This window comes from Sporosalibacterium faouarense, assembly GCF_016765695.1.
Lineage (GTDB): Bacteria > Bacillota > Clostridia > Tissierellales > VENL01 > Sporosalibacterium > Sporosalibacterium faouarense.
This window is the reverse complement of the sequence record NZ_JAETGO010000064.1, coordinates 1-7,435: the sequence shown is the minus strand read 5'-3', so window position 1 is coordinate 7,435 and position 7,435 is coordinate 1. Positions and strand designations below refer to the sequence as shown.

Sequence of the window (7,435 nt, the reverse complement as noted above, 5' to 3'; positions counted from 1 at the left end):
TTCTTAGATAAGACTAAGAAGCCACCGCTTCTAAGCCGATAGGTGAAAGTGGTGGAGGTTCACTAACATGATAGAAGCGATGTATATTTCGAAATCATTAATAACAGATGAAATTAGTAAAAGAGGTTAATTTCAAGTGGATATTGAATTATAAAAGCTCAATGTTTCATAAACGGATGTTTTACTTACCCTAAAACTAGTGGTTTGGGTGAGTTTTTGGTTAGGGGTTGTATATTTACCTAAAATATCATATTAATACGTATTAGTATCATCATTGTACTAAAACACATGTGAGCACTGTGGTATGGGTACAAAGGTGAGAATATATGAAATAGCTGTATTTACAAAGATTCTGGAGGATTTTAAGTCTGTAAAAGAATGGATGCAAGATAATTGATTTAGCAGAGGAGTATTGTCCTTTTATACATTCAATAAAAAAGACTATATACAAAAAATGATTGACAGTGTTGCTTATTGGCAACCCTATTTCTATAAAACGACACAGAATCGAAATTCATCTTGAATAGGTCAGGGAGAAGAAATAAAATGTATTCAAGAATGGAGTGATCAAAATGAAACAAAATAAGTATGATGAGAGCATATTTTTTGATAAGTACAGTAATATGGAACGTTCTAAAAAAGGACTTGAAGGGTCAGGAGAGTGGTACGAACTTAAAAAAATGTTGCCAGATTTTCGAGGCAAAAGAGTTTTGGATTTAGGTTGCGGCTTTGGATGGCATTGTCGATTTGCCATAGAAAATGGGGCAAAGTCTGTAATTGGAGTTGATATTTCGCGTAAAATGTTGAAGGAGGCAAAGGATAAAACAAAATCCGAACATATTCAGTATATATGTATACCTATAGAGGATATTGATTTTCAAGAAAATTTTTTTGATGTAGTTATTAGTTCATTGACTTTTCATTATATTCAATCATTTGAGGATATTTTAAGTAAAATAAAGAAATGTCTTTCAAGTGGTGGAGAGTTTGTATTCTCTGTAGAGCATCCAATTTTTACTGCACAAGGGCTACAAGATTGGTGTTATGATGATAAAGGTAATATTTCACATTGGCCAGTTGACCAATATTTTAAGGAGGGGAGACGAAAAGCTAATTTTTTAGGTGAGGAAGTAATAAAGTATCACAAAACATTGACAACATACTTAAATTGTCTTATGAAGTCAGGATTTGAAATAACAGGATTTGTTGAACCAAAACCAGTAGAAGAATTACTGAATACTGTTCCTAGAATGGTGGATGAATTACGCAGGCCAATGATGTTACTTGTATCATCAAGAAAAAGATAAAGATAGTCAGAATTTAAAGCTAAGAAGGTGACCCAACAGGGTCGCCTTCTTAGAAAAAGAGCCGTCACATGATGTTCAATAGATAGGGGTTAGTCATATATATATTATGGACGCTTTGAAATTGCATCATAAAATCTTATAAGTACTTATTCTAATGCTTGTTTTAAAGTATGCCAAGCTAATACAGCACATTTTACACGAGCTGGAAGATTAGAAATGTTTTTGAGTGCCATTGCATCCTCAAGAATTTCAAGATCTTCATCATTAGTAATTTCTCTTTTAATCATACCTATAAAAGTATCTACTAGATTTAAAGCATCCTTTATCCTTTTTCCCTTTATAAGGTCTATCATTATAGACGTTGAAGCTCTAGATATTGCACAACCCACTCCCGTAAAGGCAGCATCTTCAATTATATTATCTTTTATTTTAATTTCTAAATTAATTTCATCACCACAGCTTGGATTGTGACCCTTTAAGGACTTTGTGGGAGAATCAATGGTTCTTTCATTATGCTTGCTTTGACTATATTCAGTTATTATTTCAGTATAAATAGAATCAAGATTCATATCCTAACCACTTCCTTACATTTTTTAGACTCTCTATAAATAGATCTATTTCTTCCTTAGTATTGTAGAAATAAAAGCTGGCTCTACAAGTTGCATTTATTCCTAGATATCTCATCAATGGTTGAGCACAGTGATGACCAGCTCGAATAGCAACACCATAGGCATCTAATATGCTAGCAGTATCATGGGGATGAACATCTTTTACATTAAATGAAATTACAGAGCCTCTATTACTTATACCCTTAAATCCATATAATTCTATTTCTGAGAGAGAATCAAGTTTTTCTAAGGCATAAGAGGTCAACTCACTTTCCATTTCTTCAATATTATCCATTCCAATTTCGTTTAAATAGTCTATAGCCTTCGTTAAACCTAATACCCCTGCTACATTTTGAGTTCCAGCCTCTAGCTTATGGGGCAACTCAGCAAAGGTAGTAGAATCTTCATAAACATATTCAATCATATCACCACCGTATAAAAATGGAGGGATTTTTTCGAGAAGATTTTCCTTACCATAAAGAACACCGATGCCCAATGGAGCTAACATCTTATGTCCAGAAAATACTAAGAAGTCTACATCTAAATTCTTTACATTTACCTTCATGTGGGGTAAACTTTGTGCAGCATCTAATATTACCTTTGCATCCCTACTATGGGCATAGTCAATAATAAATTTAATTGGATTAATTGTTCCAAGAGCATTAGATACATGGGCTATACTTACTAATTTAGTTTTGTCTGTAATCTTCTTTTTAATCTCTTCTTCAGTAATTATACCTTCTTCATTTGTATATAGGTACTTAAGTACAGCTTTTTTAGATTTTGCAACTTGTTGCCATGGGATTAGATTACTATGATGCTCCATAATGGAGATTACTATCTCATCTCCTTCTTCAATAAAGTTCATACCATAGGAATAAGCCAAGAGATTTAGAGACTCAGTAGCATTTCTAGTAAATATTACTTCTCTAGTAGAAGAAGCATTTATGAAATTCGCAACCTTTTTACGACCAGTTTCATAGATTTCAGTGGATTTCAAACTAAGATAATGGGCACCTCTATGGGGATTACCGTTGAAACTCTTATAATAGTTTTCAATACTCTTAATCACTGTATTTGGCTTTTGAGTAGTTGCAGCATTATCTAGATAGATTAATTTTCTCCCATTAATAGTTTGATTTAATACTGGAAAGTCTTTTCTAATATCATCAACACTAATTTGTTTCATAATAATTCTCCTTTAAATTTTTAGAAGTCTATTTTCTATATGATTTTCCACTTTTTTTCTTAATTGAGATAGTGGAATTTTATCAATAATAGGTCTAAAATATGATTCAATAATCAATTTTTTAGCTTCTCTTTCACTAAATCCTCTACTCATCAAATAGAATAGTTTGTTTTCATCTATTCTTCCTGCACTTGCAGCATGTAGACCTTCCACATCCTCTTCTTCACATAGAAGAAGGGGAATGGCATCAGATTTTACATCTTTATCTAAAAGTATTGCGTATTCTTCTTCAGAGCCTTTAGATAGTGAAGAACCTCTCTTAAAGTCTAAAGTTCCTTTAAAGGTCTTCTTTGATTTATCCTTTAGAGCTCCATAGGTATTAATATTACTAATAGTTCTTCTCCCAAAGTGATTCATAAGGTAGTTCATATCTATCAATCTGGAATTATCCACTAAATATATGGAATCAAGATTTGACTCAGCAGTATCTTTTTCAAGGTTGTTGATATAGCTCACTACACTTTTATCACTACCTAGCTCCAATGATACATTGTTCACCTTTGCACCATGGCCAATGTAAGCAATATTAGCGTCAAGATTAAGAGATGTATCATTCATGGTTTGAAGTTTGATTAGATTGACAATAGCTCCGTCCTTAGCATATATTTTTGTCATTCCATTATGAAACCCAGGAGTAGAATCATCAGAAGTATAGTCTATAATAACTGTTATGGTACTATTTTCCTCGGCTATTATTAAGTTTTGGTCCACTATCATAGGATTTTTATTATCAGTAGAATATCTTAAGAATACAGGTTCTGATACTTTTTTGTTTTTGCTAGCAATAATCTGAATACCACAATTATACATTGAATCAGCCATCTTAGTGAATTCTTGTGAAACTCCGACATTATCTAGTGAATTAAAGTATTTTTCAATCTCCAAATATTCAACACTGTTATCTATAATATTAACTTCAATTTCATCTACTGGATGAGAATTAATAGAATTCTTATTATAAGCAGGTATATTTTCGAGTTTAAAATCTTTAAGATTAAACTCATTGACCTTAAGCCATCTCCAAGTGATAACAGGAAGCTTATTTAGCTTAAGAGATTTGGTATCATTTTTTGTAATTAAAACTTCTTTACTCAATTATTTCCCCTCCCTTAACCTATAGTACCTTCAAGTTCAAGATTAATTAAATTATTCATTTCAACGGCATATTCTAAAGGTAGTTCTTTAGTTATTGGTTCAACAAATCCTCTAACGATCATGGCCTTAGCTTCTTCTTCGCTTATACCTCTACTCATCAAATAGAATATAGCTTCTTCACTTATTCTACCTATCTTGGCCTCATGACCTAAATCTACTTTATCGTTCATTATATCTATAACTGGTATAGTGTCGGATTTAGATTTACTATCAAGCATTAATGATTCACAGGTAACTGTTGACTTGGAATGGTTTGCATTTTTAGAAATTTTAACAGCACCCCTATATATAGCAATACCTCCATCTTTTGATATAGATTTAGTATTTATATTTGAAGATGTATGGGGAGCGGCATGGATTACCTTAGTACCAGTATCTAGATGTTGTCCTTTACCTGCAAAGGTAATTCCTGTGAACTCAGCTTTAGCTCTTTCGCCTCTTAGAATGCTCATAGGATATAGCATAGACACCTTTGAACCGAAGGATCCAGAAACCCATTCTATAGTTCCATTCTTTTCTACAATAGCTCTCTTGGTATTTAAGTTATACATGTTTCTAGACCAATTTTCTATTGTGCTATATCTAAGGGAGGCATCCTCCTTAACAAATAATTCTACACAACCGGCATGTATATTTATGACTGAATGGATAGGGGCTGAACAACCTTCAATGAAATGAAGACTTGCTCCTTTTTCAACAATTATTAGCGTATGTTCAAATTGACCAGCACCAGGAGCATTTAATCTAAAGTATGACTGTAGAGGAATATCAACATTTACCCCTTCAGGTACATATACAAATGACCCACCTGACCAAACAGCACCATGAAGGGCAGCAAACTTATGATCTTTAGGAGGGACACATGTCATAAAGTATTCCTTTACAATATCCTCATATTCTTTTATAGCTGTTTCTATATCAGTATATATAACCCCTTGGGCAGTCAATTCTTCTCTAATACTGTGATACACAACTTCAGAATCATACTGGGCACCTACACCTGCAAGGGCAGCTCTCTCAGCCTCAGGGATACCTAAGGAGTCAAAGGTTTTCTTGATATCTTCAGGGACTTCATCCCAGCTTGTATTCATTTTAGTATCAGGGCGAATATATGTAACGATATCCTCCATATTTAATTCCGAAAGGTCTGGTCCCCAAGGTGGTAAATCAAGTTTATGGTAAACTTCTAAGGATTTTAGTCGGAAGTCTGTCATCCACTTAGGTTCATTCTTTTCTTTTGAAATAGCTTTTATAATTTCCGGGGTTAGACCCTTATCGGATTTATAACTATAACGAACTTCGTTTTTTATATCATATACGCCCCTATTAACATCTTCAACATAGGTTTTGTTTCTTTTCTCCATATAATTAACCTCCTTAAATTTTCAACCATTCATAGCCTTTAATTTCTATCTCATCAGCAAGGGAAGCATCGGAAGTTTTGATAATCTTTCCATCTATTAAAACATGAACAAAATCAGGTTTAATATAGTCTAAAATTTTCTTGTGATGTGTGATTATTATAAATGCATTGCTATTGTTAGCAAGCATTTTTACACCCTGAGATACAATTTTAACAGCATCAACATCTAGTCCAGAATCAGTTTCATCGAGGATAGATAGAGTAGGTTCTAGCATTGCCATTTGAAGTATTTCATTTTTCTTTTTCTCTCCACCAGAAAAGCCTACATTAAGATATCTCTTAGCATAATCTTCACCAATCTTTAAAAGATCCATCTTTTCTTTTAAATTTTTCTTGAATTCCATTAGTCTAACTTGTTCATTAGAAACAGAGGATTTGGCAGCTCTTAGAAAGCTTTCAACAGTTAGTCCTGGGACTTCCTCTGGATACTGGAAAGATAAGAAAATACCTTTTTTAGCCTTTTCATCGGGAGAAAGATTATTTATAATTTCTCCTTGATATATAATTTCACCATCAGTTATTTCATAGTTTGGATGACTCATTAGTATACTAGCTAGAGTTGATTTACCAGCACCATTTGGACCCATGATTACATGGATCTCACCTTTTTTAATTTCTAAGTTAATACCTTTTAAGATTTCTTTATCCTCAACCTTTGCACTAAGGTTATTTATTTTTAGAAGCTCATTTGACATGGACTCATCTCCTTTTAACTAATCAAATATATTTCAAAATGCTTATATTTCAACAATTAGCAATTCCGAGTGCTGAACTATGAATTGCTTTCAAAGTAATCATATCACTATACTCGGAATTAGTCAATATGTTCCATTTTGGATTTAAAATTATGTAAAATCTTATAAAAGTTCTATAGTTCACGATATAGAGTTAATACATAGATATAATTTATAGGTAAGCTACAATTTGGTTTCTTTGAAATAGAGGCAAATCAATGGTTTATATGGATAACCTTACTCTTATGTAGTGTGAATGTTGACGAAGTGATGATAAATATAAAAGAACGCAGCTTCTAGAGCTGCGTCCTTAATTAATATAGCAAGAGTATTAAACAGGGAAAGTTATAATATTTAAATCAATATTATTCCCTGTAGATGCAGAAGTTACATTTGTAGCCGCTGTTACTATAACTCTAACTGAATAAGTTGAGCCAGCTGAAGTCGCAGGTACCGTATCTACATAGGTGCCAGGAGCTGGAATGGTTTGTGTTCCTGCATCTGAATCTGTTCTATTATAAGTTTGAGTTTGAATTAGTGTTGCATCTCGATATAAACGTACTTCGTAAGTTACTGACCAACTTGCGGTTACAACAAAGTCAAGTTCAAAGTCAAAATCAATTTTTAAGTCTTGACCTGCTACAACACTTTGAGTAACACTTGCAACTGTTGATTCAGAACCTAATGGTGGGAGGACAGAAATTGGTCCAGCTGCATTTGTAAAAGCTAATGTGCTTCCAGCACCAGTAGGACCAGTAGGGCCAGTGTCACCAGTAGCTCCAGTAGGGCCAGTAGGACCAGTAGGGCCAGTATCACCAGTAGCTCCAGTAGGACCAGTAGGACCAGTAGGACCAGTATCACCAGTAGCTCCAGTAGGACCAGTAGGACCAGTAGGGCCAGTAGGACCAGTATCACCAGTAGCTCCAGTAGGACCAGTAGGACCAGTAGGACCAGTAGGA

At 33.7% G+C, this 7,435-nt stretch carries 7 protein-coding genes; 1 reads left to right on the top strand and 6 read right to left on the bottom strand.

All coding sequences use genetic code 11. The annotated features are described in order from the left end of the window. Window positions 1–572: 572 nt before the first annotated feature. Window positions 573–1,307 carry a class I SAM-dependent methyltransferase gene (locus tag JMO20_RS12115; RefSeq protein WP_202709939.1) on the top strand — a complete coding sequence of 245 codons (735 nt, stop codon included), beginning with the start codon at window positions 573–575 and terminating at the stop codon, window positions 1,305–1,307. Between the two features lie 146 nt (window positions 1,308–1,453). On the opposite strand, the gene sufU is transcribed toward JMO20_RS12115, so the two are convergent. From sufU to JMO20_RS12085, 6 genes are all read right to left on the bottom strand, one after another. Further along, a complete protein-coding gene (gene sufU, locus JMO20_RS12110; protein ID WP_202709938.1) occupies window positions 1,454–1,876 on the bottom strand; it encodes a Fe-S cluster assembly sulfur transfer protein SufU in 423 nt (140 codons plus the stop codon). Continuing rightward, window positions 1,866–3,104, bottom strand: a complete 1,239-nt coding sequence (locus JMO20_RS12105; protein WP_207753496.1) for a cysteine desulfurase — start codon at window positions 3,102–3,104, stop codon at window positions 1,866–1,868. Before JMO20_RS12105 ends, sufU begins: the two co-directional genes overlap by 11 nt. A 12-nt stretch (window positions 3,105–3,116) precedes the next feature. Next, a complete protein-coding gene (sufD, locus tag JMO20_RS12100) occupies window positions 3,117–4,259 on the bottom strand; it encodes a Fe-S cluster assembly protein SufD (protein ID WP_207753495.1) in 1,143 nt (380 codons plus the stop codon). Window positions 4,260–4,273: 14 nt separating this feature from the next. Beyond that, a complete protein-coding gene (gene sufB / locus JMO20_RS12095) occupies window positions 4,274–5,683 on the bottom strand; it encodes a Fe-S cluster assembly protein SufB (RefSeq protein ID WP_202709937.1) in 1,410 nt (469 codons plus the stop codon). A gap of 13 nt (window positions 5,684–5,696) precedes the next feature. Next, window positions 5,697–6,437 (bottom strand): Fe-S cluster assembly ATPase SufC, encoded by a 741-nt coding sequence (gene sufC, locus JMO20_RS12090; protein ID WP_202709936.1) that lies wholly within the window; start codon window positions 6,435–6,437, stop codon window positions 5,697–5,699. Between the two features lie 370 nt (window positions 6,438–6,807). Next, the coding region (locus tag JMO20_RS12085) for a hypothetical protein (RefSeq protein ID WP_279380120.1) at window positions 6,808–7,435 on the bottom strand (628 nt) is incomplete at its 5' end.

Excerpts from the sequence above, each read along its gene's own strand:
- JMO20_RS12115 (WP_202709939.1), top strand. The coding sequence starts at position 573 with ATGAAACAAAATAAGTATGATGAGAGCATATTTTTTGATAAGTACAGT.
- sufU (WP_202709938.1), bottom strand. The coding sequence starts at position 1,876 with ATGAATCTTGATTCTATTTATACTGAAATAATAACTGAATATAGTCAA.
- JMO20_RS12105 (WP_207753496.1), bottom strand. The coding sequence starts at position 3,104 with ATGAAACAAATTAGTGTTGATGATATTAGAAAAGACTTTCCAGTATTA.
- sufB (WP_202709937.1), bottom strand. The coding sequence starts at position 5,683 with ATGGAGAAAAGAAACAAAACCTATGTTGAAGATGTTAATAGGGGCGTA.
- sufC (WP_202709936.1), bottom strand. The coding sequence starts at position 6,437 with ATGTCAAATGAGCTTCTAAAAATAAATAACCTTAGTGCAAAGGTTGAG.